The sequence below is a fragment of the Pirellulaceae bacterium genome, assembly GCA_019636385.1.
Taxonomy (GTDB): Bacteria; Planctomycetota; Planctomycetia; order Pirellulales; family Pirellulaceae; genus Aureliella.
Window position 1 is genome coordinate 186460 of record JAHBXT010000002.1, and the last position, 25862, is coordinate 212321.

At 55.0% G+C, this 25862-nt stretch carries 21 protein-coding genes; 13 read left to right on the forward strand and 8 right to left on the reverse strand.

From position 1 onward, the window contains the following. The first annotated feature begins 1 nt into the window (after nucleotide 1). The 4 genes from KF752_06515 (at nucleotide 2) to KF752_06530 (ending at nucleotide 5294) form a co-directional block, all read left to right on the forward strand. Complete coding sequence (locus tag KF752_06515) at nucleotides 2-1012, forward strand: PhoH family protein (protein MBX3421193.1); 1011 nt, start codon at nucleotides 2-4, stop codon at nucleotides 1010-1012. Between the two features lie 5 nt (nucleotides 1013-1017). Further along, the gene (locus tag KF752_06520; GenBank protein ID MBX3421194.1) at nucleotides 1018-3369 is read left to right on the forward strand and encodes an HDIG domain-containing protein; all 2352 of its coding nucleotides are present in this window, start codon (nucleotides 1018-1020) and stop codon (nucleotides 3367-3369) included. A gap of 63 nt (nucleotides 3370-3432) precedes the next feature. Further along, a complete protein-coding gene (gene ybeY, locus KF752_06525) occupies nucleotides 3433-3915 on the forward strand; it encodes an rRNA maturation RNase YbeY (GenBank protein MBX3421195.1) in 483 nt (160 codons plus the stop codon). A gap of 41 nt (nucleotides 3916-3956) precedes the next feature. Continuing rightward, on the forward strand, nucleotides 3957-5294 hold the full coding sequence (locus KF752_06530; GenBank protein MBX3421196.1) for an HlyC/CorC family transporter: 1338 nt from the start codon (nucleotides 3957-3959) through the stop codon (nucleotides 5292-5294). Between the two features lie 123 nt (nucleotides 5295-5417). On the opposite strand, the gene KF752_06535 is transcribed toward KF752_06530, so the two are convergent. Both KF752_06535 and nagB read right to left on the reverse strand, forming a co-directional pair. Continuing rightward, nucleotides 5418-6176, reverse strand: coding sequence for an RraA family protein (locus KF752_06535; protein ID MBX3421197.1), 759 nt, complete (start codon nucleotides 6174-6176; stop codon nucleotides 5418-5420). 92 nt (nucleotides 6177-6268) lie between these two features. Beyond that, entirely contained in the window at nucleotides 6269-7066 is a 798-nt protein-coding gene (gene nagB / locus KF752_06540) for a glucosamine-6-phosphate deaminase (protein MBX3421198.1), read from the reverse strand. A gap of 248 nt (nucleotides 7067-7314) precedes the next feature. On the opposite strand from nagB, the gene KF752_06545 reads away from it, so the two are divergent. Beyond that, complete coding sequence (locus tag KF752_06545; protein MBX3421199.1) at nucleotides 7315-8364, forward strand: Gfo/Idh/MocA family oxidoreductase; 1050 nt, start codon at nucleotides 7315-7317, stop codon at nucleotides 8362-8364. Nucleotides 8365-8429: 65 nt separating this feature from the next. On the opposite strand, the gene purM is transcribed toward KF752_06545, so the two are convergent. After that, entirely contained in the window at nucleotides 8430-9491 is a 1062-nt protein-coding gene (purM, locus tag KF752_06550) for a phosphoribosylformylglycinamidine cyclo-ligase (GenBank protein ID MBX3421200.1), read from the reverse strand. Nucleotides 9492-9752: 261 nt separating this feature from the next. Beyond that, nucleotides 9753-10910: a lipid-A-disaccharide synthase gene (gene lpxB, locus KF752_06555; protein ID MBX3421201.1), complete on the reverse strand. Its 1158-nt coding sequence runs from the start codon at nucleotides 10908-10910 to the stop codon at nucleotides 9753-9755. Between the two features lie 397 nt (nucleotides 10911-11307). Here lpxB and KF752_06560 point away from each other — a divergent pair, with 397 nt between their 5' ends. After that, the gene (locus KF752_06560; protein MBX3421202.1) at nucleotides 11308-12387 is read left to right on the forward strand and encodes a M50 family metallopeptidase; all 1080 of its coding nucleotides are present in this window, start codon (nucleotides 11308-11310) and stop codon (nucleotides 12385-12387) included. Between the two features lie 30 nt (nucleotides 12388-12417). On the opposite strand, the gene KF752_06565 is transcribed toward KF752_06560, so the two are convergent. Next, on the reverse strand, nucleotides 12418-13362 hold the full coding sequence (locus KF752_06565) for a TIGR01777 family oxidoreductase (protein MBX3421203.1): 945 nt from the start codon (nucleotides 13360-13362) through the stop codon (nucleotides 12418-12420). Nucleotides 13363-13647: 285 nt separating this feature from the next. Here KF752_06565 and KF752_06570 point away from each other — a divergent pair, with 285 nt between their 5' ends. The 3 genes from KF752_06570 to KF752_06580 all read left to right on the forward strand — a co-directional run bounded on the left by KF752_06570 (nucleotide 13648) and on the right by KF752_06580 (nucleotide 16890). Further along, nucleotides 13648-15153 carry a peptidylprolyl isomerase gene (locus tag KF752_06570; protein MBX3421204.1) on the forward strand — a complete coding sequence of 502 codons (1506 nt, stop codon included), beginning with the start codon at nucleotides 13648-13650 and terminating at the stop codon, nucleotides 15151-15153. An 87-nt stretch (nucleotides 15154-15240) separates the two neighbouring features. Beyond that, nucleotides 15241-16020 carry a hypothetical protein gene (locus KF752_06575; protein ID MBX3421205.1) on the forward strand — a complete coding sequence of 260 codons (780 nt, stop codon included), beginning with the start codon at nucleotides 15241-15243 and terminating at the stop codon, nucleotides 16018-16020. 195 nt (nucleotides 16021-16215) lie between these two features. Next, a complete protein-coding gene (locus KF752_06580) occupies nucleotides 16216-16890 on the forward strand; it encodes a methyltransferase domain-containing protein (GenBank protein ID MBX3421206.1) in 675 nt (224 codons plus the stop codon). A gap of 101 nt (nucleotides 16891-16991) precedes the next feature. Here the strand turns inward: KF752_06580 and KF752_06585 are convergent, their stop codons facing one another. Beyond that, nucleotides 16992-18167 carry a DegT/DnrJ/EryC1/StrS family aminotransferase gene (locus KF752_06585; GenBank protein MBX3421207.1) on the reverse strand — a complete coding sequence of 392 codons (1176 nt, stop codon included), beginning with the start codon at nucleotides 18165-18167 and terminating at the stop codon, nucleotides 16992-16994. Between the two features lie 484 nt (nucleotides 18168-18651). Here KF752_06585 and KF752_06590 point away from each other — a divergent pair, with 484 nt between their 5' ends. The 4 genes from KF752_06590 to KF752_06605 all read left to right on the forward strand — a co-directional run bounded on the left by KF752_06590 (nucleotide 18652) and on the right by KF752_06605 (nucleotide 22757). Then, a complete protein-coding gene (locus KF752_06590; GenBank protein ID MBX3421208.1) occupies nucleotides 18652-19242 on the forward strand; it encodes a DUF2062 domain-containing protein in 591 nt (196 codons plus the stop codon). A 328-nt stretch (nucleotides 19243-19570) separates the two neighbouring features. Beyond that, a complete protein-coding gene (locus KF752_06595) occupies nucleotides 19571-20728 on the forward strand; it encodes a Re/Si-specific NAD(P)(+) transhydrogenase subunit alpha (protein MBX3421209.1) in 1158 nt (385 codons plus the stop codon). A 79-nt stretch (nucleotides 20729-20807) separates the two neighbouring features. Continuing rightward, nucleotides 20808-21305 carry an NAD(P) transhydrogenase subunit alpha gene (locus tag KF752_06600; GenBank protein MBX3421210.1) on the forward strand — a complete coding sequence of 166 codons (498 nt, stop codon included), beginning with the start codon at nucleotides 20808-20810 and terminating at the stop codon, nucleotides 21303-21305. A 60-nt stretch (nucleotides 21306-21365) separates the two neighbouring features. Beyond that, the gene (locus KF752_06605; protein MBX3421211.1) at nucleotides 21366-22757 is read left to right on the forward strand and encodes an NAD(P)(+) transhydrogenase (Re/Si-specific) subunit beta; all 1392 of its coding nucleotides are present in this window, start codon (nucleotides 21366-21368) and stop codon (nucleotides 22755-22757) included. Between the two features lie 130 nt (nucleotides 22758-22887). Here KF752_06605 and cysN read toward each other — a convergent pair whose 3' ends face one another. Both cysN and cysD read right to left on the reverse strand, forming a co-directional pair. Next, nucleotides 22888-24840 (reverse strand): sulfate adenylyltransferase subunit CysN, encoded by a 1953-nt coding sequence (gene cysN / locus KF752_06610; protein ID MBX3421212.1) that lies wholly within the window; start codon nucleotides 24838-24840, stop codon nucleotides 22888-22890. 79 nt (nucleotides 24841-24919) lie between these two features. Beyond that, nucleotides 24920-25831: a sulfate adenylyltransferase subunit CysD gene (gene cysD, locus KF752_06615; GenBank protein MBX3421213.1), complete on the reverse strand. Its 912-nt coding sequence runs from the start codon at nucleotides 25829-25831 to the stop codon at nucleotides 24920-24922. Nucleotides 25832-25862: the final 31 nt, after the last annotated feature.

Below are 25862 nucleotides of genomic sequence, written 5' to 3' on the forward strand. Positions count from 1 at the left end.
CATGTCAGAAGCCAACATTCATTTGAACGATCCGGCGGCGATACTAAGTTTGTTTGGGCCGCAGGACCGTTATCTCAAACTCATCCGCAATCACTTTGGAGTAGCCATCACGCATCGCGATGGCAAGTTGAAGATCATTGGCGAAGAGGAGTCGGTTCGTCATGCTACGGCGCTGTTGGAGAACCTGCACTTGCGGGCGCAGCAGGCTGGCGGGCTTACCAGCCAAGATGTAGAAGGTGCGTTGGGCGCGGCGCGAGCACCCGCTTCCGACGTCGGATCACTTGCCAACAATGTACCGCGCAGTTTGGAAGTGAATGTGCCTCAGATGCAGCGGCGGATCAAGCCGAGAACGCAGGGGCAAGCCGATTACATCCAAGCGATTCGCGCTAGCGATCTGGTATTTTGCCGAGGACCAGCGGGCTGTGGCAAAACCTATTTGGCTGTGGCTCTGGCGGTGGAAGCCCTCAAGAGCCGCACATGCAGCAAAATCGTGCTAGTCCGACCAGCCGTCGAGGCCGGCGAAAGCTTAGGGTTTTTGCCTGGTGACTTACAGGCCAAACTCAATCCCTACCTGCGACCGCTGCTGGACGGGTTAAACGAGATGCTAGACTATGATCAAGTGAAGTATCTGATGGAGCACGACGTGATCGAGGTCATTCCGTTGGCCTATATGCGCGGCCGTACCCTGAACAACGCCTTTATCATTTTGGATGAAGCTCAGAACACCACTTCGGCACAGATGAAAATGTTTTTGACCCGCATGGGTGAGGGGTCCAAGATGGTGGTTTCGGGGGACGTCACGCAAGTGGACCTGCCCAACGGTGTCACCAGTGGCCTGCGCGACGTCTGGCAGCGCCTTCGCGGATTGCAGAATATTAGTTTCGTTTCACTCAACGCCAGTGATATCGTTCGACATCGCCTAGTTCAGCAAATTGTTAGCCGCTACGAAGCACGCCGAGGCGATGGGCTCGAGTTGGCACCAGAGGAGAGCGAGCCCGACTCGCCCATTTAAGCCGTATGGCCTCATCCAATCCAGTACGCACGCGCAGCGAACGCGTAGCCTCCTTGCAGCTTGAACCCAGTGCTCTGCGCCGTCAGTTGAATAAACTGCTGGCTGGTAAGTCGCTGCTGCACCTGGCGATCGCGGTTGGCTCAATTGGCATCATTGTGTTCACGCTGCAAGGCTGGGTACCGCCGTTTACCTATCGCGAAGGACAAATTCCGGATCGCGATATCGTGGCCCGTGTAGCTTTTGACTTAGTAGACGACCAGCAGACCAAATTGCTTCGCGATCAACGACGTCGAGAAACATTGTGTACTTATGAAAACCGAACCCAGGCCATCACGCAGCTTCGCAGCGCTCTCCAGAACCAGATGTTATCGTTGGTGACTGCTAAGTCGGCGGCGGAACTAACAGCCGAGCAGGCACGCGATTTAGAGTTGTTAATCAAAAATCTGGGATCAGATCCGACGCCGCTGACAAGTGAAGCGGCGCTGACCCATATTCGCTCGCTACTGAGCGATTCAGATCAATCGACGAAATTCAACCAGGCATTGCAACTGATCCTCAATCCCATCGCTGAATCTGGCGTCATCAAGTCGCTCAGTCACGATAGTGATCAAGGCAGTCAACGTTCGATCATTGTGATTCCTATCGGCTCACCCACGGATGAAGTGTTTGTCGATGTGAGCAAGGTGCGTTACGCGGATGTCATTGCCACACTCTCTAGCCGCGTTAGCGAGGTGCTGCAGCGAGAATTCAGTTCGCCCGATGTTCCGGCCGTGGCTAGAATTGTGTCTCACTATCTAGTGCAGAATCTGCCGGAGACACTCACCTACCGCGCGGATTTGAGCGAGAAGGCACGCATTAGCGCAGAGGCTGCCGTACCCGACGCTATGGTTTCGTATTTCCCCACGGTCAGTCGGCTCGCTGCCGCCGGACAGCCAATTACGCGACAAAACCACTTGCCGTTGTTGCGCGCCGAATATGATGCCTGGGTCGCTCAGTTGGGAGCTGGCGTCAAGGTGACCCGCTTGCTCTGCATTCTGGGGATGATTTTGGCGTTCTATACGTTTTGCGGCGCATACATCTATTACTTGCATGATGCCAAGCTACTCACGCAAACCGTGCCCATGCTGCGGCTGCTGAGTTTGGTTTTGTTTGGTTGCGTTGTCAGCAAGTTTGCTGCCTCCGATCCCTGGCAGGCAGAGATCGTGCCGGTGTTAATCACCGCCATCGTGATGACGATTACCTTTGGTCGACAGTTGACGATCTTAATCTCCATCTGCTCAGCCCTGATGGTCAGCTTGGCCGTGGGGCTGAACATGGTCCAGCTGGTGACGATGTGCAGCGGTAGTTGTGCGGCAGCCATGTTCGTAGGCCGCATTCGAACGCGGTCTAAGTTGATTTACGTCGGGTTGGCTACCGGAGCGGTCGTGGCAATAACACATTTGGGCGCCGATACCATCATCGGAACATTCCTACCCAGAACTCTGGATGCTGGTGCCGAAGCATCAACGGCTGCCTGGACCACGCTAATGGCATCGGTGGTGGGCGAGCCATTGCGAATTGGCGCCCTGGCGTTTCTGGCGGCTGCGGTGGTTGCCGGAGTTTTGTCTTTCATAGAGCCGGTGTTTGGTGTACAGACAGACCTCAGGCTCCTAGAACTGGGGGATGCGAGCCATCCGCTCTTGCGTCAATTGGCACAGCGGGCACCCGGCACATACAACCATTCGATCAGTGTCGCGGCTATCGCCGAAGCAGCTGCCGACAGCATTGGAGCCCACGGGTTGTTGACCCGCGTGGGTGCCTACTTCCATGATATCGGCAAGATGTTCAAGCCGAATTATTTCGTGGAGAATCAGGATGCCAGTGGCAACTGTCACGATACATTGCAGCCCGCTATGAGTACCTTAGTGATCATCGCACACGTGAAGGATGGTTCCGACTTGGCTCGACAGCATCGTCTGCCGACACGCATCGTCGATTTTATCGAACAACATCACGGCACGACCTTGGTCGAGTATTTCTATCGCGAGGCCACCAAACGCAGTCAGGACGACCCAAACAAGGAGGAGGTCTCGGAAACCGCGTTTCGCTACCCCGGCCCCAAACCGCAAACTTTGGAGGCGGCGGTATTGATGCTGGCCGACTCAGTGGAAAGCGCCAGTCGCACGCTGGTTGAACCGACTGTGTCGCGATTGCAAAGTCTGGTGGACAAAATTGCCATGAGCAAGTTGTTGGACGGACAATTCGATGAATGTGGATTGACGTTACTGCAACTGGATCAAGTAAAATCTTCGCTAGTGAAGTCGCTGACGGCCATCTATCATGGGCGCGTCAAGTACACTGGTCAGGCCTCGGCATAAGCGGAGCGCCGCTTCGAAATTATCCTGTCCAGACGCCCCCTAGCTCACTCCAAAGAATGCCTCATGCCACACATCGAATTGGAAGTTGAATTCCATGTGGAAGTTGACGCAACGAGTGAAGTTCAATTGCGGCAACGGTTTCTTCAGGCGGCTACCTGGATTGTTCAGCGATTTAGCATACAACAGTTCATCGTAAGCATATCAGTGGTGGATGATGTCACAATCCGGCAGCTCAATCAGCGTCATCTACAGCACGACTGGGCCACGGATGTGCTGAGCTTTGTGTTTGAGGCGGGTGCCATCATCGATGGCGAGATCATCGTCAGTTGGGATACTGCCAGTCGTCTAAGCGTGGCAGCCGGCTGGGACGCTGCAGACGAATTGTTATTGTATGTGCTACATGGAATGTTGCACTTGGTTGGTTTGGATGACCGGGATGATGTCGGCCGCACGGCAATGCGGGCCGAGGAATGTCAATTCTTGCGGGAGGCACAGGTAGCCGGTGCCGATACCTACCTGGCTCGGTTTAATGATGTATCCTACTGAATTTAGGGTGTCCCCAAGATTCGCTGGTCCATAGTCGCGCTATGAGTATCTATTGGTTTTCAACCTTGATGACCGTCGGCTGCATGTTGACGCTGATTGGCGGGCTGGGGGTGCATCTAATTGAGAACTACAACGGTCGCCGATTGGAAGCCTACTGTCGCCTGCGTCGCAAGCCGCAGCGGTTTGGTGAAGTGCTGGACAAGCAGGAAGCTGCTTTCGCTGCCGCCACCTATCTTTTGGTGACCGGTTTGGTTGTGGGCTCGTTAGCAGCTGGCGTTTGGTTTGCTCACCAGGGTCGTGTAGAATTTGCCGAATTAGCCGTCCTTAGCCAGCGTGGCATTGTGTCTCATGCCGTTGGCGCGGTGGGGTGGTGGCTGGCCAACATGCTAGTTGGCTTGTGGCTCCCACGAATGATCGTCCGTCAGCGGACATCACCGTTTCTGTACCACACTTGGCCCTTCTGGAAAGCTGTTGCCTATGCGGCTAGCCCTCTGGCAGTTTCGGCCAAGATATTCGATTGGTTGGGCCAGAGATTGAGCGACTTACCGGAGGACAAAGAGTTGGACGAAGAGCTGCTGCAAGACGATATTCGCAATCTGGTCCAAGCGGCTCAGCGTGATGGAGTCGTGTCGGCTGTTGTGCCGGATATGATCGAAGGCGTCATGCAGTTGCGCCACGTCGAGGTAGCCACCATCATGACACCGCGCAGTTCCGTCGATGCACTGGATATTCTTCAACCATGGTCCGAACTGGTACGCCAGGCAGTTGAGTGCCGACGCACACGTATTCCCGTGTACCGCGGTTCAGTAGATCAGGTTATCGGCATTCTGTTCGTCAAGGACCTGCTAGTGCAATTGGCCTCGCCCGAAACGCTGGGGCAATCGCCGGCAATTGAGTCGTTTTTGCGCAAGCCCTGGTTCATTCCTGGCAATAAGACAGTCGATGAACTCTTGCGGATTTTTTTGCACAATCGCAATCACATGGCCATCGTGGTCGACGAGTACCAGCAGATGATGGGTGTGGTGACTATCGAAGACGCTCTGGAAGAAATCGTCGGCGAAATCGCTGACGAATTGGATTTGGAAGAAGACAGCCAGATTGTTTACGACTCGCAAACCCACGAACTGGAAGCTGAGGGTAAGGTGCCAGTTGAGCGAATTCGACAGATTTTAGGAATCGAGCTACCGGAGTCCGACGATTACGATACCATCGGCGGTTTAGTGATTCACCGTCTATCAGAAATCCCCAAAGAGGGTACGCAAGTCGATTTTGCTGGCCTCCGCATCACTGTTCTGAAAGCTACGAAACGGATGGTTCAGCGTGTACGACTGCAAGTGGTCGGAGCCAAGGGGTTGGAAGACAAGGCACACGGTCAATAAGAACATACCGCTAGCCAGCGTCGCCAAATGGTGGACATTCCATTTACCGACCGCCTAGCGGCACTGGCTGCTGGTACACTGCACACTGCCAGCACTAGGAGTCCGGATAGCGGTGAACAAAAACTAAAACTCGCCGGTTGATCCGAATCGCTCTAAGGTTTGCTTCCGGAATTGACTGGCGGCAGCGTTAATGTCGTTAAGCATTTCAGAGGGGGATTTGCCAAAGCTGTTTCGCGCGGCAGAGATCAGCGTTTGGCATTCGTGGACATCCATCTGAACAGATGCGGTCAGTAAACGCTGCTGGTCTTCTTGAGGTACTGAAATGAAACCATGTTTGTCGGCATGGATCAGTTGTCCCGGTTCGACTCGGGTACCAAACACTTCGACATTGCACCCCCAACGAACCGGGGTGCTATGCGCGTGACCCACACACAGTCGGCGGGCCAGTGCTTTGAAACCGGCGTGTGTCATTTCGTCGACATCTCGAATTGCACCATCGACGATCGTGCCTACACAGCCCAGACTGCGATGCACGGTTGCGTTGACTTCGCCCCAAAACGACCCGATCACATGCGGTTTGTCCAGGTCTTGAACCACCACGATCTTGGATCCCGGAATGCTGGCGACATAGGCCCGGTAGTCGGACCAAGCCGACGTGTTTTGCTTGTGGGATGACTGGCTGGGCTGGATGACAAGCGTCACTGCCCAACCGACCATGGCTCCCATTTGCGGCATGAAATCCTGAGTGACTTCCAAGTTTGTTACTGGGGCGGCCGCGTCGCGTGACGTTATCTGCTCCCAACCGTTGTAAATAGTGGGGGTGTTCCAACGTCGCAGTTGCAACAGTTCGGCTTCGGATAAGGCTCGGGAATGTTGGCTCATAGTTGATTGCGGCGCAAGGAATGAGTTGTTTGATTGGCGGGCGGTTTGAGTTGCAAGTTTAGTCCTGGGAGTCCGCGCTCTGCTGCGCGTAGCTACGATTTTGATAAGGATCTGCCCTCCAGTTCAGATTGAATCTGCTCCATCTGTTGGTAATAGTCACGGCGCTGGAGCAGGCTGGCTGCATCGGGATCTAGCAGCACAGTTACTTTCGGGTGCATTTGAAGCCCCGAAGCTGGAACCATGCTGGATACCGGTCCCTCGATGAAATCGCGAACGGCCGCAGCTTTGCGCTGTCCTGTAGCTAGCAGCATGATATGCTCGGCTTCCATGATCGTCCCCACGCCCATAGTGATGGCCAGTCGAGGCACTTGGTCGATCGAGCTGAAAAACCTGGAATTATCCTGACGTGTGCGTTCGGTTAGTCCCTTGACACGCGTCCGGCTGGCCAACGACGAGCCCGGTTCGTTAAAACCAATATGACCGTCAGAGCCGATGCCTAGCATTTGCAGGTCAATGCCACCCGAATCGTCGATCAATGCTTCGTACCGCAGGCATTCGGTGTTCAAGTCAGCGCATTGTCCGTCGGGCAGGTGGCAGCGCTGCGAGTCGATCTGTACGTGGCTAAAGAAATTCTGGTGCATGAAGGAATAGTACGTTTGCTCATGATGTCTTGGCAATCCAACGTACTCATCCAGGTTGAAGGTGACAACTTCGGAAAAGTCGACCTGCTGTTGGAAGTAACGTCGAATCAACTCTTGATACGTGCCCAGCGGTGTACTGCCCGTCGCCAGTCCCAGGACCGCGTCCGGATAGCTATTGATCAACTCGCAAATATAATCAGCGGCCCGCAAGCTTACCGCTTGCATATCTGGCAATATAACGACACGCATAATCGATGAATGCAATGGAATTCTGGTGAGGGAATTATCAGACGGTTGGCCATCCGGGCGATTGTACTGCAAGCTTGTCGTTGTTCAATCTGAGCCTTAGTACTGCCCGCAGAATAAGCTTGGCAACCCGTTCCGTGGCAAACGAAAGTTGATATAACAGCTTTGTTATGGTGGCAGCAGCCCAGCAGGTATCGTGATTTTGGATTGTATGTTGAATTCAAGTTCACGCCAGTCGGAGAATTTTGCAAATGACAGTCGGTTTTGGAATCATCGGGTGTGGCATGATCGCCCATTTTCACGCGCGAGCCATCGCAGAAATTGAAGGTGCGCGACTGGTGGCCTGTTACAGCCGCACCAAGGCCAACGCCGATAAAGTAGCTCAGCAGTTTGGTTGTCAGGCCTATGATGACCTGCAGCAAATGTTGAAACATCCCGGTTTAGATGTGGTCACCATTGGAACTCCTAGCGGTGCGCACTTGGAGCCCTGCTTAGCGGCTGCGGCTGCTGGCAAGCACGTTGTGGTCGAAAAGCCGCTGGAAGTCACACTGCCGCGCTGCGATCAGATGATTGAGGCATGTGATCGAGCAGGAGTCAAGCTGGCGACCATATTTCCCTCGCGGTTCCATCGCTCCAGCCAATTGATGAAGCAGGCTGTTGATGCTGGCCGATTCGGCATTCTTGCCTTGGGGGACGCATATGTAAAATGGTTTAGGACTCAAGCGTATTACGATAGCGGGGCGTGGCGCGGAACATGGCAATTGGATGGCGGTGGCGCCCTGATGAACCAGGCCATTCATACCGTCGATTTGTTGCTGTGGCTAATGGGACCGGTCGTCGAGGTCTCTGCACACACCGCAACGCTGGCTCACGAGCGCATCGAAGTTGAGGATGTGGCCACGGCGAGCCTGCGATTTGCCAGCGGCGCTTTGGGGGTTATTGAAGCGACCACCGCCGGATTTCCAGGTATGCTCAAGCGCATCGAGTTGAGCGGTTCTACCGGCACTGCGATCTTAGAGGAAGAAGACATTATAAAATGGGAGTTTGCCCAACCAGCATCGGGGGATGAAACGATTCGGCAGGAGATGTTGGGGCGAACCAAAACTGGAGGCGGCGCAGCCGATCCAGCGGCCATCGGGCATCAGGCGCATGCAGCTCTATTTCGCGATGCCCTACACGCCATCCAACACGGTGGCCCGCCCGCGATCGACGGCATTCAGGGACGGCGGAGCGTAGAATTGATCCTGGCGATCTACCAAAGCGCAGCCAGCGGCCGATCGGTACGGTTAGCTAAGGTCTGATCCGATGAGGGTCGTCACTTGCTTGAAGTGCAAGGTGGCAATGGGCTCGAGTTTTGAGTTGTAGTTCATAGCCAGCGGCTTTGACCGGTGCCGCTGCGGGCGGTGCCGACGATGGATGCGGTATGGCCCAACGAGTGGGCGATGTCCAAGACCGTGTTGGCGTAAAACGGACTGACAACCAGAATCAGGCCTAGGCCCATGTTGAATACCTGCTCCATCTCCTGGCTGTCGATCTGCCCCAACTGTTGCAGCCACGGAAAGACGGCTGGAACAGGCCACGAGCCGGGTTGAAAAACCAGGTCGATCTTGTCATGTAAAATGCGCTGTGAGTTCTCAAGCAATCCTCCGCCGGTAATATGCGCGATGCCGTGGACGACGTTCTTGACTTTGTAGTGCCCCAAAACCTTGCGCGTCAATTTTGCATAGATCAGCGTGGGGGTCATCAACGCTTGGCCTACAGTTTGGTTCAAATCGTCAATTCGATCCGTGACCGACAAACCAGCTTTGTCGAAAACGACCTTGCGGACCAAGCTAAAGCCGTTGGAATGGAATCCACTGGAGCCAATACCAACCAGCACATCTCCATCGCTGATTTGTTGACCGGTAATCAGATGCTGCTTTTCAACTACGCCGACACAGAAGCCAGCCAGATCATAGTCGTCGGCTTGATAATGGTCGGGCATAATTGCTGTCTCACCGCCCAAGAGCGAGCAGTCGGCGCGCACGCAGCCTTCGCTAACGCCACTGACGATTTGCTCCAACATCGGCGGATTATCACGGCTCATCGCCACATAATCCAAAAAGAACAACGGCTCGGCTCCACAGCACAGCACATCATTAACGCACATGGCCACTAGATCGATTCCCACCGTGTCGTGCTGGCCGGTCATCTGAGCGACTCGTAATTTGGTGCCGACGCCATCCGTACCAGACACCAATACCGGCTGTTTGTAGCTTCGCGAAAAAAGAGCGCCACCAAAGTCCAGTTCAAACAGACCAGCAAAGCCCCCGTCGTTACGCAGTACCCGCGGGCTAAAGGTCCGATGCATTAAACGTGGCAGCTTCTGCATCGCCTGCTCATACAGCTCCAGGTCAACACCGCTGTCCTTGTAGGTTGTGGGGCTCATGTTTGAAAATGCTCGCCGAAGTCAGTCGTCGCAATCGCGCGGGGAGAATTGAGGTACTGGCCACTGGCATACAGTGTCCGTCCTTCAGTGCGCTCGCGATATCTGCCGTTCGTTCTGAAGGACTACGAATTATGCCGCGAAGCCCACGTTTTGCCCACTCGGGAGCCGGTCGAAAGCCGCCTGAAATAAGCCTAAGTCGCCTTATAATCTGTCAGAATCTTAAAACTTGTGGTTCATCAGCAGCTCGGAGAAGGTCTCCCATTAAGCGGCGCGAACCAGCGACTGACTCGGCTGGGACGCGTCGAGTTCCGAAAGAATCAATTGCGCTGCCCGGTCGCTGGCACCGGCGGCTGCGATACTTTGGTTGAGTTCCAGCAGTTCGCGGCGCTGTCGAGCCCGTTCGTGGGGATCGGCGATCAATCGCTCCAGGGCTTGAGTCGAGGTGTGAATGGCTTGATCGGTCGCGCCGACCGCTAAGTGCTCGCTCATGACTTGACGGCCAGCCAAGATATTGGGCAACGAGAAGCAGCTGAGGTCCGTCAAGCGACGAGCGATGTGATAAGTCATCCGTCCGATATGATAGACTACGACGCTGGGGACGCCGCGCGCCATCATTTCCAGACTGACCGATCCGGATTTCATGAGCGAACAATCCGACAATTTGATGATTTCACTGGTCCTGCCCACAAAGAATTGAATGTCCAGGTCGCGGTCAGCTTCGGTCAGCTGTTGCCGACACCACAGGCAATGCCCGTCCTTCAGGCATGCGACCATGAAACGGACATGCGGATGTTTGTGAGCCAATCGACGTATCGCTTCAAGTTGCATCGGCCAGATGTAACGTACTTCGCGAGCGCGCGATCCAGGCAGCACCGAGACCTGAACCCCGGGATGATGGCTCCAGCGGTCGAGAAACTTCTGATCCAGCTGGCCTTGAAGCACCTCGTCGAAAAACGGATGACCTACGTAGTGCGCCGGAATGCCGTGCTGTTGATACCACTCCAGCTCAAAGGGCAGGTTGCACAGTACATGATCAACAGTACGACGCATCTTGCCGATACGCCAACGGCCCCAAGCCCACAACTGCGGAGGCAAGTAATAGAATACGGGAATCCCGCGCCGCTTGGCGCGTTTGGCAATGTGCCAGTTGAAGCCTGGGAAGTCAACCAAGACGACGGCATCGGGGCGATGCTGGTCAAAGGCTGCCGAAGCCATGTCCGCCACGCGCACAAATTGCATTAGCTTTGGCAGGACTTCGGCGAAACCAACTACCGCCAGATCGGTAAGCGGGTATCTGATGTGGCAGCCTGCCTGGGCCATCAACGGACCGCCAAATCCATGAAAGCTCAGCCCGCGGCTGTGGTTACGCAAGCAGTCAATTAGCTTGGCGGTATGCAGGTCGCCGCTTGGTTCTCCCACGGAAAAAAATATCGAACGTGCGGTCACGGTAGTTATCTGCGGGATGGGGTGAAGGACATTATCGCTCGCAGATTAGCAGCCGTCCTGGCACTGCGTCCAGCCCGACCTGCCCTCCTTGAGGTGGCGCTGCGGACTGCTCCCAAGTGTCGCCAACCAAACGACTTGCGACAAGTAAATAGGTGTCAGGCCTGAAGCGCGACTTTTTCTCGCCCTTCAAAACTGCGCAGCAGCAGTCGAGCCTAGACATTTTGGCTATACGAATATGCACTTTTCTACGGTTTGTGTTAGCATGTTAAACAGGGACGCAAGCTGGTAGCCGAGGCCTTGATGGGTTCGCAAAGGTTGGCGTTTCCAAAATCCGAGACGTTTTTTGGCTCAGCAGAGATATTGATGTTTCATGAGTCTGCTTGCGCGCTGGTTTCAACGATCGACCGCTTTCACCCGTAGCTGGGGGCGGGCCAGCGTCCATATATCGCTGATAATTACGCTGGTATTGTTGTCGCTGAGTCTGCTGATATTGGGCTGGTCTCGCCCAGCAATGGCGGAGCTGCGTTGGCTGGCCTTCAGTCTGCCCATTGTATGGGTTGTCGGCTTGACGGTTCGCATTGCGGCACAGAATTGGGCGGTCGGTTCGTATTCGCAGGAACTGGAAACTAGGCTGGGCCCGAGCGGGAATCTGGCGACCGAATACGAGTACATGCCGTCGCCAATTATTTTCCGCTACGCCCTGGCGGGTCACTTGGCAACCTTTGGTTTGGCTGCGCTGGGGCTGATCGTCACAGCCACCCTGCTGCCTCTGGAGAATACTCGGACAGGTTGGACTAGCTTGCTGGACGTTCGCGGTGGTTGGAGCAGTTTGGCCTGGGCCACGCAGATTCTGTGGGTGAATGTGCTCTTGGGCATCATCAACCTGTTGCCGACGATTCCGTTCGACAATCGCGCACTGTTGTACGCGCTGGCTATGCGCAAACCGTTTGGTGCTGAGTCCGCCGTGCTGCGTCGATTGGGCTTGATCGACTCGCATCTAGCCTCGGCATTGCTGGGCTGTGGATTGACAATACTAGTGTTCGCCAAGGCGACGAACAGCGAATTCCATTTCGGTTGGTATGCTGTCTTGGCTGCAGCCGTATATTTGTACGTGGCCAGCCGTTGGGAAGCGTCGCGTGCTGTTCATTTGGAAGAGCAATACATGCCGTTTCACACTGCTAAGCACGAGCACCGGTCGCGCAAGAAGAGTCAACGAGAAGTCGAGCCCGAGAGCGGGGATTCATTGCCCGTTGTCAAGACATCCAAACGTCGTGATTCTGCCGCACAGGTAGGCCGCGAGTCGAGACGGACGGTGATTAGCGAAGCCTATTTGGACGAGATTCTTCGCAAATTACATCGCGAAGGCACGGCATCGTTGACGGCGCGAGAACAAGAGGCGTTGCTCACAGCCAGCCAGCGTCTCAAGGAAAAGCGTCAGCGTACGCAGTAAAACGTACGCAGCAGGACGATGCCGTCGAAGTCATCCGGCCAAATGCTCTCGCAGCATTTTCGGTAGCTCAGTGTGCTGGAAGGTGAACCCTGTTTCCAGTAACCGCTGGGGCACGGCCCGACAGCTGGCCAGCAGCAATTCGTCGGCCATTTCGCCCAACGCACAGCGCAATACCCAGCCAGGCACGGACATGATTGCCGGACGGTGTAGCGCCTTAGCGAGATGCGCAGTGAATTGTCGGTTTGTTACGGGATTGGGGCTAACGACATTGTACGGGCCGCAGGCGTCAGGCAATTGCAACAGGTGCATCAGCGCGCGGCAACTGTCCTGCAAGCTGATCCAACTTAGATATTGTTGGCCTGTCCCGAGTCGCCCGCCCATTGCCCAGCGAAAGGCCGGAAGCATCTTAGCGAGCGCCCCGTCGGTTGGTGCCAAAACCACGCCAAACCTCGCGTGAACGACTGCGATCCCGTGTTCGGTCAATGGTGCCGCAGCAGCTTCCCAGTCCCGGACCAGTTGTCCCAGGAAGGTTTGTGCGGCACAAGCGGTGTCTTCCGTCACCTGGCGGCCACCGCAATCCCCGTAGAAGCCAATGGCTGAGGCGCCTAAGAAAAGTCGCGGTTTTGCTTGCAGGTTGCCTAATTGCTCGGCCAGCCGCTGCGTAGCGGTGACTCGCGACTCAACGATCCGCTGTTTTTCGGCGCGTGTCCACCACCCTGAATTCACCGAGCGGCCAGCCAAATGAATGATCGCGTCAAATCCTTCCAACTGTTCTGGCCGTAGCACACCGCGCGACGGTTCCCAGGCAATATCTGGCGAGCAATGCGCCTCAGACTTTGCTTGAGATTCCACTCGTCGCAGGCAGACGACGTTTGCTGGCATTGTCCGGAGGCGACGCAAGAGTTCAGAACCGATCAGCCCAGAGGAACCCGTGACGGCGATCCTGGGTAGCGGGGTTTGGGGTGAGCTGCTCATTCTTCCCAACTTGTCTTGATTCTTTGAGTTAAATTCGTCAAACAGCATCATTCGAGCAGTGCGTCTCCCCGGGTCACTCTGCAGCATTCCAAGGCAATCAACCTGCGTCAGCCAAATAATACCACTTAGCTCTGACAAGCCTAGCTACCGAATTTAACGGTGTGGCTGGCGAGCCGTAGTTACCGACTGGAAGAAATCGTTGTGAGCATATTGCGTCATCTAAGGCGTTCTCGCAAGACCAGCCCACCTGGGCTTTCCTTCTCGCGACGGAAGGTATCGCAGCCGATGTCGACTGTCGCATGGTTCGTGCTTTGCTGTACAGGGCTGTATCAGGCCAGAGCGCAGGGACCGATAAACAGCCAGCCACCTGCCGTAGCTCCCGGCCCTGGTGTGTCTTCAGTTTCGATGATTCCGTTTGATTCGAATCAGGTCGCCGGCTATAGCGCGGTGGACCTGCCTCCGCCTGCACAACAAGTCAGCCTTCAAGCTGATGCGCTCGCAAGCCCGCAATTGCCGACGATTGAAACTGCAGGACTATCGCGTCCCAGCCTGTCCAGTCAGCCTCGATTGCCAACCGCCGGCCAACTTGCTCCGCAGTTTGGTCAACTACCAAGCGGATCCAACTCATTTGCTGACCAAGGCTTACCCCCGCTGCCTAGTTTTCCCAGCATGGCTCAGCCTCAGTCACCATCGGTAACTAGCCAGCCTACTGCAGGTACATTGGCAAGTTTCTCTAGCTCAACCGATTTCAATCGCCGCCCGCAGCCGGCCGCTATACACACCGATTTTACGGCGGGCCGAGTGGTAGCCGTTGTGGGTACAGAACGAGTGTTGGCCGGAGATTTGGCGGCGGTCATTGAACCGGTTATTCAGGAGAACAAAGACCGATTGACCAGTGCGGCCCAAGAGGAAATGGCACGCTCCACTTTGTTGCGGCAGGCGCTGCCTCAGCATGTGGAAATGAAAGCCATGCAGCAGGAATTCTTCCGTGATTTGGCCGGCAATGCCTCACCCAGCGAATTGCGAAAGACCAAAGAGCAAGTCACTACACGAGCCACGCGAATGTTTTACGATCGCTTTGTGCCGTTGGACTTGTTCAAACGCCATAAGGTTGAAGACTTAGCGTCGTTAGAGGCCAAACTGCAAGAGTCTGGTCTGTCATTAGGTATCATCAAGAACCATTTCTTGATGCAGGTACTGGCCTCTCAGATCGAAGAAAAGTACGTTGGCCAAGACTTTGAAATACCTCCCCAAGAGATTCTGGCCTACTATCGTGAGAACATGGAAAAGTGGCAAATCCCGGCGCGCGCCAAATGGCGGCAGATTACCATTCGCTTTGATCGAATGCCCAGTCGCGAGACCGCTCAGGAACGCATCCGTCAACTGTTTGACGAAGTATACCTCGGCGGCAAACCCTTTGAGGCGGTCGCCAAGCAGAGTTCGATGGGCTATACCGCAACTGAGGGTGGCTGGTATGACTGGACATCGCAGGGCAGTCTCAAGTCGGCAACTTTGGACTCAGCCGTGTTCTCGCTGCCACTGAGGCGTTTGAGCAACATTCTTGAGGACGAGATCGGACTACACTTTATCGAAGTTCTTGAACGCGAAGCGGCGCGCACACAGGATATGGCCGAAATACAAAGTGAAATACGCAAGACGCTCTCCAAGGTGCGACGACAAGAAGAAGTTCGCAAGTTGCGTGACCGAATCACAGCTCGCGTGCCGGTGTGGACTCTGTGGCCCGAAGATATTCCCGGTAGCCGACCCTTGGAAGAAGTTCTCGGACCCTAGGCAATTCCGATTGAAATTGAAGATTTTCGTATGCCGTGGCCTTAGCACGGGGCGAAGTGTCAGACTCTCATAAGGCGATCATTGGCGATGGATGGGAAAGTGGTTACGGCGGGGGCCAGACGCGCCATCGTGCTGGATGTAATTCGCTGTGCCTCCAAGGTACCGTCGTTTCCGGTTGAGCGCAGCTTCCAAATGTTCCGGCTGGCCGAGGCACGCCATCAATGTGCGACGCGCATTTCATGGACTGCTCTGTTCGCTCGAGCTTACGGGTTGGCCTCACGCGTTCATCCGCAGCTCAGGCATGTCTTTGTCGCCTGGCCGTGGGCTCGAATATACCAGAGCCCCGAATGCGTGCTCTCGATCGCTGTGAATCGTCAAGTCGACGGAGGCGAACGACTATTCTTTGGCCGAATGCGACATCCCGACCAGCGCTGTCTGACTGAATTGCAGGCGGATCTGGATGCCTTTCAAAACGGTGATCCGGCGCGAGTATTCCGTTCGCAGTGGCGCGGAGCTAAGCTGCCCAGCGCGGTACGCCGAGTCTGTTGGTGGTGGCGGATGGATGTGGACTTCCGCAATCGGGCGCGGCGCGTTGGCACCGGCAGCATTAGCGCATTGGCTGGCCAGGGCGTTACCAATCGGCTTCATCCGTGTTTGCTTACCAGCAGTCTATCCTACGGACCAATTGAGGCTGACGGACATTGTCTGGTGACTCTGCAGTGCGATCATCGACTACTGGATGGTGCTGCAGCCGCCCGAGCACTCAACAGCATTGACCAACATCTAAATGGCCAAGTGCTCAACGAACTCTTAGTTATCGCTGGCAGCCAGGCTCCAGCGGCGAGAATCAAGCAGCGGGTGGCCTGATCGCGCAGATGACGTAACCGCTTAGGGATTCGTTGGGTGAGACAAGCCGGACGCAGGGCAACCACAAAACTGTGACAAAGTTTGACCAGTTGCACAACCATCAAGCACAACTAACCCAAGGTTCCGCCGCGCGACGGCCCACCCAGATGCGCACAGTATTCGACCCAAACCGTTAAAAGTTGGACGGCGAATTGTATGGACGATCCACACTGGCTTAACCTCAAGACAGAAATCGAGCGTAGCGTCAAGCTGGAATCGACAACGATCCAGTTGGGAGAGCGTAGCTTCGAGTGGTATCGTGTAGCCGAGCCGGATCAGCTTTTAGAAGCGGCTGTCGCCAGTCAGTTACCCGCCGAAGATGTCGATCCGTTTTGGGCAGCTTCATGGCGTGCAGCAAGAGGGCTAGACAGATTCTTGCAACGCTTGAATTGCCAAGGGCTGCGAATTCTAGAACTGGGGTGTGGCTCCGGTCAGGCTGGTGTTGCAGCGGCAGCTCGTGGTGTTCAGGTAGTCATGACCGATGCAGTACCGTTGGCGCTGCAAGTCGCACGTCTAAACGCCTGGCCTGTGTCCGAACGCATTCGTTTTCAGGTCTTGAAATGGGGCCAACAACGGTTGGCTAGTGAATCGTTTCCCATTGTGATCGGTTCAGACCTGGTTTACGATCCTGCCCTGTTTCCAAAGCTCGAAGCCTGTGCACGTCAGCACCTGGAGCCGGACGGCCGACTGTTGCTAAGCGAACCGCATCGGCACACCGGCGATAAGTTTGCCAGTTGGATTGTGGATGCTGGTTGGCGTATAGAACAACACGATGTGCATCTGGACGACCAACGCGTGCCCATTCGCATCTTCGATTGCTACTTGCCGTAAACTGGGTTATCAAGGGACCAGCAACTTCCCTTGCTATCGCAACTGGCTAAGAAAGCTTCCGGGTTAAAGTCTGCTAGAGCGTGCACAAGCCAAATCGAAATCTAGGCTGCCAGGCGGTGGCAAGCTGACTGATAGAAGCCTACGATTCCTTGAACAACAACTACTTGCTCGGCCTGGGTCAGGCCGGGGTAAATCGGCAGATGCAGAATTTCCAGCGATGCCTGGTGTGTGTGTGGCAGGTCGCTCGGCGAATATCCCAAGCGACGAAAACACTCTTGCTCGTGCAGTGGGATCGGATAGTAGATTTCACTACCGATCTGCTGTTGTCCCAAGTAGTCTCGGAGGGCGTCGCGACGACCCTCGCCGATACGTAAGCTGTATTGGTTCCATACGTGATAGGCCGCAGGGTCGTGCAAGGGCAGCTGGACAGCGCCGGAGTCAATTAGTCTGGTTTCACTAAGCAGCTGGTTGTAAGTGGCAGCAATCCGCTGCCGTTCGTTGGTATAGCTTTCTAAGTGCCGAAACTTGATGGCTAGTGCGGCAGCTTGCAGGGTATCCAATCGGCTGTTGATACCGATTTCGCGATGATGATAACGCGGTCTCATACCGTGACCAGCCAACAGTCGTAGCCGATCGGCCAATGTATCGCTACTGAGCACCATCATGCCACCATCGCCACAGCCTCCGAGATTCTTGGTCGGGTAAAAGCTCAAACAGCCTATTTGGCCCCAACTGCCCACAGGGCGACCATGATACGCGGCGCCGATGGCTTGAGCTGCATCTTCGATTACCGGAATATCCCAGTCGCCAGCGATGCCGCAGATTTCGGGCATGGAGGCCGACTGGCCAAAGAGGTGTACCGGAATGATGGCCCTAGTTCGCGAGTTGATTTTGGTGGCTAGATCGTGCGAGCAGATGTTGTACGTTCGAGGGTCGATATCTGCAAATACGATCTTTGCTCCTAGTCTCGCAACTGCGCTGGCTGTGGCAAAGAAGGTGAAGCTTGGTACGACCACCTCATCTCCCGGACCGACATCCAGTGCCATCAGCGCCAGCAGCAAGGCGTCGCTCCCCGAAGCGCACCCCACCGCATGTCTGACCTGGCTTAATCTGGCCACCATGCCTTCGAATTGGGCCACTTGAGGGCCGTACAGGAATTTACCACTATCATACACAGCAGCCATCGCCACCAAGATTTCGTCGCGTACTTGTTGATTGGTCCGGCTGATGTCTAACAGGGGCACCGCTTGAATTGTCATGAGTTTGGGTCCATCCATGGCCAGTAAGGTTTGATCGATCAGCCGTGGTTGACGGCCCGCAGGTCAATTCTGAAACCGACGCAGTTCAAATGCGCAGGGGAGGATATCTTTTCCTAGAAATTGGATCAAGCCAGACTATGCTGGTCCAACATGGAATCCTACGATGCATTAAGCCTTCAAAATAAGGCCCTGTAGTACGCTATAGCGCATAATTCCCGGGCGACTGCAGGCGAATTCACGGTGAATGCGTGGGCTATCAAGGTGTCCTGAACCTAACCAATTGCCCGTGTTCATCCTGGTTTGTTGGATTTGTTGGCTGTACCACGTTCCACCCTAGCCAGGAGCTGGGCAACGGGTAGAGTAGACAGTTTGTCGCAGTTGTTAAGATATTGGTGACTCGGCTGTTTGGGATGTTTGGCGGGTATTTGCTGCAACTTAGCGGTATTGTGATACTTGGTTGCTTACCCGAGGCAAGATGGCGGTTGCTGGAAATTGCATCGCGATGAAGTTCGTTAGTGACAAGCTGATCTCCTATTGGCGTAGAACTAAGCATTTCTGCGTTTGTAAGATTCTTCATGCGGATGACCCGCCGCACACGCTAGCGCTTGGCATTGCCATTGGGATTTTTGTGGGATTCTTACCACTGATGGGCATACAAATGGCACTGGCCGTTGGTATTGCTTGGCCTTTCCGAGCCAATAAATTGATTGCTGGATCGCTGGTGTGGATTTCCAACCCGCTGACGATGGTTCCGATTTACTATCCGGGCTATTGGCTAGGCTGCAAACTACTGAACGAGCCGCTGACTGGCGGTTGGCTGGAGATATTACAATCGGACGAAAGCTCAACCGTCAAATTGCGGAATTTCCTTGAGAATTTGGCTGACTTTGCGGGTCCACTGATGTTGGGTACGTTCGTGCTCGCATCAGTGGCAGGCGTCATCAGCTACTACGCTTCGCTGGCGATTATCCGCACTTATCGCCTGCGCCGTTGGGGACAATTGATCCCTCCAGCGGCGACCCCCAGGCATTCAAGTTCAGATGATCCTCCTGATTCTGCCAAGCATTCTCCGGGTTCCGAAACTGCGGCCTAGCGCATTTTGCCAGCAACTTCCGCCGCAATGAAGGAGCGTTCGACTTTCAGGAAGGGCTTCATTTCTGCTCGTAGCTTCCAGGTCTACGGTCCGGGCAGATCGGATCGCAATTTGGCCTGCGCGCAAGGCAGAGCCCTATACAAGTGTCAGAGTGGAGCGACGACAATCGACCGCTGTTTGCTGCGGTCACAACAATGGCAATAGGATTGCTGGGCGTTAGGTCGCACACCGATTGCCGTGGTTCCCGATGCTGGGGCTTGGGCGTATATTGTGCACTCTTGCTGATCCCGAATGAACGGCTTCTTGAGTTGTGGGGAATTTCCCAGCGATGAAGATTGCGGTAGTTAAAGAAAGTTTTCCTGGCGAGCGGCGCGTAGCCTTGACGCCTGCTAATGTTCCGCAGCTTGCTAAAGCTGGCGTGGAAGTCGTTGTACAATCTGGAGCGGGGCAGTCCGCCGGATTTCCCGACGCCCAGTATAGTGACAAGGGAGCCACGATCGCCGATGGGCTGCAGGCAGCGGTAGCGATGGCAGATATCGTGGCGCAAGTGCGCTCGGCCGGTTACGATCTGGACGGCGGAAGCAAGATACGAGAATTATTGCGGCCAGGCCAGATTGTAATTGGCGCGTGCGATCCACTTGGGCAACCCGCTACCATCGCGCAGTGGGCCCAGTCGGGGATGACACTGTTCGCGCTGGAGCTGATTCCGCGCATTACGCGGGCGCAAAGCATGGACATTCTTTCGTCGCAGGCGACCATTGCGGGATACCGCGCGGTCCTGTTGGCTGCCAGCGAATTGCCCAAGATATTTCCGATGATGATGACGGCGGCCGGAACGTTAACTGCCGCCAAAGTATTTGTCATTGGAGCCGGTGTGGCCGGTCTGCAGGCCATCGCCTCGTCGCGCAAGATGGGGGCTGTCGTGCATGCTTACGATGTGCGTCCAGCCTGTCGCGAACAAGTGGAAAGCTTGGGGGCTAAATTCGTTGAGGTGCCTCTGGATGCCGGTAGCTCTGAAGACAAGGGAGGGTATGCCAAGGCGATGGACGAGGCCTTCTATCAGCGGCAACGCGAGTTGATGGCCAGCGTAGTCGCGCAAAGTGATGTCGTCATTACCACAGCGGCCATCCCAGGCCGTCCCAGTCCTAGATTGATAACCGCCGACGCGGCCCGGGGAATGGCCCCTGGTAGCGTGATCGTCGACTTAGCTGCCGAACGCGGCGGCAATTGCGAACTGACTAAGGCTGATCAGCGTGTAGTCGATCAGGGCATAACCATTCTTGGACCTACAAACTTGCCTGCCGAGGCCCCGTTTCACGCCAGTCAGATGTTCGGAAACAACGTTGTCAAATTCTTGCTCAATATGGTCAAGAAAGGACAAGTGGAATTGAATTTACAAGATGAAATCATTCGCGACACGATGGTGACGCATCAAGGACAGATTGCCAGTCCTCGCATTGCCCAGTTGTTGGCACCAGCCGGTTGACGGTCGCGCCCATCAGTCGCAGGTTCATTCACAGCAATCATGAATTTAGACCGAGGCCCTAACCTTGCTAGTGACTACCATGAAGCCCTATTCAAAGTTCGTGAAAGCCCAATCAGGGCAGCTTGCCCGTCATAGTCTATTGCTATTGGGGTGCTTGTTTCTGGTCGCAGCATCGCCTTCAGTTGTTGCCAAGGATTCTGCCGCGCCAGCCGCTGTGGCGGTAGCAGGCCAGGAGGATCAGACAGTCGAAGCCTCGCCGGCCGTGGCGACCTCTCGTCATGAGGCGGGAGTAAGTCGCGGAGCTAAGTTAGTGGCCAGTTTCACCGTTTTCTTGTTGGCTGTGTTTGTGGGGTTCGAGGTGATAACAAAAGTTCCGCCCACGCTGCATACACCCCTGATGTCGGGCTCCAATGCAATCAGTGGTATCACCGTGATTGGGGCAATTCTGACAGCGGGTCACGTCGCCGGTGGTTGGGGATCCTTCTTGGGTATGTTAGCGGTCGTGCTGGCAATGTTGAATGTCGCGGGCGGCTTTTTAGTCACGCGTCGCATGCTCGTGATGTTCAAGAAACGGTAGCTCGCTCCGCTACCAGTGTGCAACATTAGAACACATCTCAATTACTGATAACCAAACATCATGTCTCCCTCTGTAACGCTCCTGTTGGCCTATTTAGCTGCATCCTTGTGCTTCATTTTGGGGCTCAAGCAGATGTCGCATCCACGCTCAGCAGTCCGCGGAATTGTTATCGCCGCCATCGGGATGCTTGTGGCCATTGTGACGACACTGTTGGACCCGCGTATTGACGGATATGCCTACATCCTTGTGGGCTTGATTGCCGGTGGCGTCGGCGGAGCCTATCTGGCGTTGACCGTAGATATCAAGTCGATGCCGCAATTGGTTGGTTTATTAAACGGATTTGGCGGGGCGGCGTCTGCACTCGTCGCCTGGGCGGATCTGATTTTGAACCCCGGCCATCCTACGGATGCACTTGTGGCAGTCGGTCTGTCCGGCCTGATCGGCAGCGTCACCTTCAGCGGCAGCATGATTGCCTATGCCAAACTGGAAGAATTCAAGCAATTTCGTCAGCCGTTCAGCTTGCCGGCCCAACCGCTGATCAATGCGGGGTTATTGCTGCTGACACTCTTGTTCGTGACATTGCTGGTAGGCAGTGATGGCGCAGGAGGGCAAGTTAGCTGGTACATCATGACCATGTTGGTAGCGCTGGTATTGGGGGTGTTCCTGGTATTGCCAATTGGCGGAGCCGATATGCCGGTGGTGATTTCGTTGATGAACTCCTATTCGGGATTGGCTGGCGCGGCTACCGGATTCGTCATTCAAAATGATGCGTTGATCATTTCGGGCTCACTGGTGGGTGCATCGGGGATCATCTTGACCCAGATCATGTGCAAAGCCATGAATCGCTCGTTGCCGAATGTGTTGTTTGGTAGCATGGCGGGTAGCGGAAAAGTGGCCAGTGCCGATGAAGTTTACGCCAACGTGCGCAGCACCTCGCCAGAGGATGTGGCTATGATCTTGGACGGGGCGCAGCGAGTCGTCTTTGTGCCAGGTTACGGCATGGCGGTCGCGCAGGCGCAACACGCTGTTCGCGATTTGAGCAAGTTGTTGGAAGCTAAAGGCTGTACTGTCGAATATGCAATTCATCCCGTGGCCGGCCGCATGCCGGGTCACATGAACGTGTTGCTGGCAGAAGCCGATATCAGCTACGACAAACTGAAAGAGATGGACGAGATTAACCCGACGCTCGATACCGTAGACGTTGCCATCGTGATCGGTGCCAACGATGTCGTCAATCCGCTGGCCAAGACGGATCCACAAAGTCCCATCGCGGGCATGCCAATTATTGAAGTCGACAAGTGCCGCACGGTGATCGTCGTCAAACGCAGCCTCAGTCCGGGGTTTGCCGGAATTCCCAATCCGTTGTTTGCGCTACCACAGACGCTGATGCTGTATTCCGACGGGCAGGAAGCGATTTTGAGCATCGTCAAGGAAATCAAGGCTAACGGCTGAGTAACATACTCGCGCGTAAAGACGACTGGATCGTCCAAGGACCGGGCGAGTTTGACCGAGCGTAGCGGTCGCCCATTGGATTGATTAGGCGAGGTGCAGCGCAACAACCATCATCACAACATCAGATGCGTTACGCGGTCGGCCCAATGCATTTGCGCTCGCGCAGTAATTCGAGTATCTGACTAACGCACTCAGCAATTGATAGTTGATCAGTTCGCAGCACCAAGTCAGCTTCTGCGGGAGCCTGATAAACGGTACCGGCTCCCGGCATTCGTGGCATTTCGCCCTGTGAAGCTTGTTGGTAATGGCCGCGAGGATCACGCTGCTGGCAGACTTCGAGCGGCGCATCCACGTGAACTTCGATAAAACGCTCGCGTCCAATCAGCTCGGCAACTTTTTCACGAACCGCTGCATCGGGAGCTACCAATGCGGCCAGACACAAGAAGCCATTTTCGTTTAACAGTCGCGCGATGTGTGCGCAGCGTCGCAAATTCTCGGAGCGATCTTCCGGGGTATAACCCAGATCGCGACTCAGCCCCCGCCGCAGGTCTTCTCCGTCCAAAACGATGGACAACCTGCCTAGGTCAAACAGAGCCCGCTCGACGCCACGCGCGATGGTGCTCTTGCCACTGCCGCTCAGTCCGGTCAGTAAGATCGTGGCTGGCAACTGGCCCAGCCTAGCTTGTCGTTCCTGAGATGTCACAGGTCGGATAGCATCGTTGTCCGTTTTTTCGGTGGCCGCTTCAATTTCCCAGGGAGCCAGTGCGTGCTTGTGATCGGCTTCCCGCGACGAAATCATCCCGGCACCGACCGTGATATTAGAAATCTTGTCGATAATTACGAAGGCACCCGTCGCTCGATTGTGGCGATAGGCGTCATAGTAAATCGGCTGGTTGAGTGTGATCGAGCAGCGGCCGATTTCATTGAGTTGTAATTCGGGAGCCGGGGAGCGGTGTAGCGTGTTGACATCTACGCGGTAACGCAGGGTGTCGATCTGGCCGGCGATGGTTTGCGTGGTGTGTTTGAACAAGTAAGACTTGCCAGCAACCATGGGTTCGGGTGACATCCACACCAGCATGGCTTCAAACGAATTGCCGACGCGTGGTACATTGCCCGGGCGCACGATCATATCGCCTCGACTGCAGTCGATTTCGGTTTCTAGCGTCAGCGTGACTGATTGGGGCGTGAAAGCTTCCTCGGGATTGCCATCGTAGGTCACAATATCTTTGACGCGGCTGGTTTGTCGCGACGGCAGCACCATGATCTCTTCGCCGCCGCGAATGATGCCCGAAGCAATCGTGCCGCAGAATCCTCGAAAATCCAAATTCGGTCGATTGACATACTGGACGGGGAAGCGAAAGTCTTGGAAATTGCGATCCGAACCGATGTACACCGTCTCCAGGAAATTCATCAGCGTATTGCCCCGGTACCACGGCATGTGGGGGCTAGCGTCCACCACATTATCGCCGTTGAGAGCCGAGATGGGAATGAAATGCAAATCGGGTAGGTCCAGGCGAGCTGCAAAGTCGCGGTAGGCTTCGCAGATTTCTTCAAAACGCTGTTGACTAAAGTTCACCAAGTCCATTTTGTTAATGGTCACTACGACGTGGCGAATGCCCAACAGTGAGACAATAAAGCTGTGTCGTTTGGTTTGAGTCAGTACGCCGTGACGGGCATCCACCAGAATAATGGCCAAGTCAGCGGTCGAAGCCCCCGTGGCCATGTTGCGCGTGTACTGCTCGTGCCCCGGCGTATCGGCGATGATGAACTTGCGTTTGGCCGTTGAGAAATAACGGTAGGCCACATCGATCGTAATGCCCTGCTCTCGTTCGGCTTTCAGTCCGTCGGTGACCAACGCCGGGTCGAACTTACCGCCGGTGGTGCCATGGACTTTGGATTCACTTTCCAGTTGTGCCAACTGGTCTTCGTACAGCATTTTCGAGTCGAATAGCAAACGCCCGATCAGCGTGCTCTTGCCATCATCGACGCTGCCACAGGTGATAAACCGCAGCAACTGCTTACGTTCGTGCTGGGCCAAGTAGGCTTCGATATCGGTAGCTATCAGTTCGCTTTGGTGGCTCATCGTACGTTGTTTGAAAGACTTCGATCAGAGGGTGATGTTTACCGAGCACAGCATGGGCACCAGTTGGGTGCCGACAATTCTAAAAATATCCCTGCTTCTTTTTCTCTTCCATGCCTGCGCCACCGGCATCGCGGTCGATGACGCGGCCTTGGCGTTCGCTGGTCTTGGTGAGCAACATTTCTTGGATGATTTGCGGCAGGGTGGTGGCCGACGATTCAACGGCACCGGTCAAGGGGTAGCAACCCAAAGTACGAAATCGGACCATGCGCTTTTCGAGCTTCTCGCCCTCGCGGAGTTGCATACGATCATCATCCTTCATGATCCAGGTGCCGCCGCGATTGACGACTTCGCGCTCGGCTGCAAAGTATAGGGGGACCAGCGGAATGTTTTCCAAGTGAATATATTGCCACACGTCCAGTTCCGTCCAATTGCTGATCGGAAAGACGCGAATGCTCTCACCGGGGTTGACCCGGCTGTTGTACAGATTCCATAGTTCCGGGCGCTGGTTTTTGGGGTCCCAGCGGTGGAAACGGTCACGGAACGAGAATACACGCTCTTTAGCGCGAGATTTTTCTTCGTCACGGCGCGCACCGCCGAAGGCCGCATCAAATTGGTATTTGTTCAGAGCCTGCTTGAGCGAGTCGGTCTTCATGACTTCGGTATGTTTTTCGCTATTTTCAAAGGGGTCGATCCCCAGTTTCAGCCCTTCGTGGTTGATATGTACCAGCAGGTCCAGTCCCAACTGCTTCCGCACATAATTCTCGCGAAACTCGATCATTTCACGGAATTTGTAAGTCGTGTCTACATGCAGAAAAGGAAAGGGAGGCTTGGCTGGATAAAAGGCTTTGAGTGCTAAGTGCGTCATGACCGCCGAATCTTTGCCGATGGAATACAGCATTACCGGCTTGGCAAACTCGGCGGCAACCTCGCGGATAATGTGGATGCTTTCGGCCTCCAGCAGCTTGAGGTGAGTCAGCGAATAGGATGTCATGAAACTACGTCAGTCTGGATTGTTTAGGGTT